Below are 1,577 nucleotides of genomic sequence, written 5' to 3'. Positions count from 1 at the left end.
CCTGATTGACTGACAAATCTTTTAAGGAGAGTTCTCAAAACCCGAAAATAGGGTATCCTATCTTACATTTACCCTAAACGTCAGGCGGATACCCATGGAAAACACTCCCGATTTATACGTTACGCTGTTACAGCTACTAGAGCAACCGGCACCTTGGCTTGATATCCGGCATCTGCACACCTTAGCCTGGATGCTAGTTGGTTTGATCAAAAGTCACACCGTTAGTTTGCCCGAGTGGACGCCCTTTGTTGATAGTCGCGCTCAGTTTGCCCAGAGTACCGTCCGTAGATTCAGTCGGTGGCTAAACAATGAACGTATTGATACCGCCGAGTTGTATGGCCCTATTATTCAGGAAGCATTGCTAGCCTGGGGCAATAGTACAGTATACTTGGCTTTGGATACCTCCATGCTCTGGGGGCAATTTTGCCATATTCGCATCTCCGTGATTTATCGGGGGCGAGCCGTGCCTTTAGTTTGGAAAACCCTAGCTCATCGCAGTAGCACCGTGGCGCTAGCCGATTACCAAGAGCTACTAGATGTAGCCGCCACACTCCTGCCACCTGAAGCCCAGATCGTTTTTTTGGCTGACCGCGGTTTTGCCGACACCAAATTGATGCAATATCTGAGCCACACGTTGCACTGGCACTGGCGAATTCGCATCAAAGCCAGTTTTTACGTCTACCGACACCTACAGCCGCGTATCAAGATTAGCGATATCACCCTAAAACGGGGACAGGCCCGTTTTTGGCACAATGTCTACATTACCGAGAAGAAATTTGGGGTGGTACATTTAGCTTTAGCCAAGCCTCGGGGCACCGCAGAAAGTTGGTTAATTGTTAGTGACCAGCCCACGGACCATACTACCTTTGATGAGTATGGATTACGTTTTGACATTGAAGAGAATTTCTTGGATGATAAATCCGCGGGTTTCCAACTCGAAGCTTCGCTCTTCCGCTCCACCGCGGCCCTCTCGCGCTTGTGTTTAGTTTTAGCCATAGCCACCTTGTTCCTGGTCAGTCAAGGTACCGAGGTGGTGGCTGCCGGCAAGCGGCGGTGGGTCGATGCGCATTGGTTTCGCGGTAACAGTTATCTGAAAATTGGCTGGAAATGGGTGCGGCGGGCTTTGGTTAAAGGCGGCGCGCTGATTACCCGGCTGAGGTTGTCGCCCTTGCCTGATCCCGAACCGGCGCAGGCTTCCCGCCAACAGGCAGAAAAACGAAAACAAAAGCGTAAGTTTACTGTGCAGACGCAGGTCTACCTGCCTTTGGTGACTTAGCCCGCCGGGGATTTGGCAATTGAGCGCTCCTAGCAGTCAAAAAATTAATTTTCAAAGCTGGACACCGGGGTGCTTTAACGGTACCCCGTTGATTTTTTTTCAGTAGCTTGTCGTCCAGATGCTAAGCCCCCCTTAGTTTTAGGAGGAAATATATTTACCGATAATGGTTGCTTGACTAACACCTGCTTTAAGGCGCGGCGGGGCTAATCCTAAAACCCCAAAATCAGGGTTCATTACCTGCGTTAATCCACGCCCAAGGGTTGGTACTTGAGACCCATCCAGAGTTTTGTCAGTCAATCAG

1 protein-coding gene is annotated in these 1,577 nt (G+C 50.0%); it reads left to right on the top strand.

From position 1 onward, the window contains the following. The first annotated feature begins 94 nt into the window (after nucleotides 1-94). Complete coding sequence (locus tag K8R76_01115) at nucleotides 95-1,276, top strand: transposase (GenBank protein ID MCD4846772.1); 1,182 nt, start codon at nucleotides 95-97, stop codon at nucleotides 1,274-1,276. Nucleotides 1,277-1,577 lie beyond the last annotated feature (301 nt).

The organism is Candidatus Aegiribacteria sp. (genome assembly GCA_021108435.1).
Taxonomy (GTDB): domain Bacteria; phylum Fermentibacterota; class Fermentibacteria; order Fermentibacterales; family JCC-6; genus Aegiribacteria.
The sequence above is the reverse complement of the archived record's forward strand: the minus strand, read 5'-3'. Positions and strand labels throughout refer to the sequence as shown.

Bases quoted from the DNA above. Each gene is read 5' to 3' on its own strand.
- K8R76_01115 (MCD4846772.1), top strand. From the start codon at position 95: ATGGAAAACACTCCCGATTTATACGTTACGCTGTTACAGCTACTAGAG.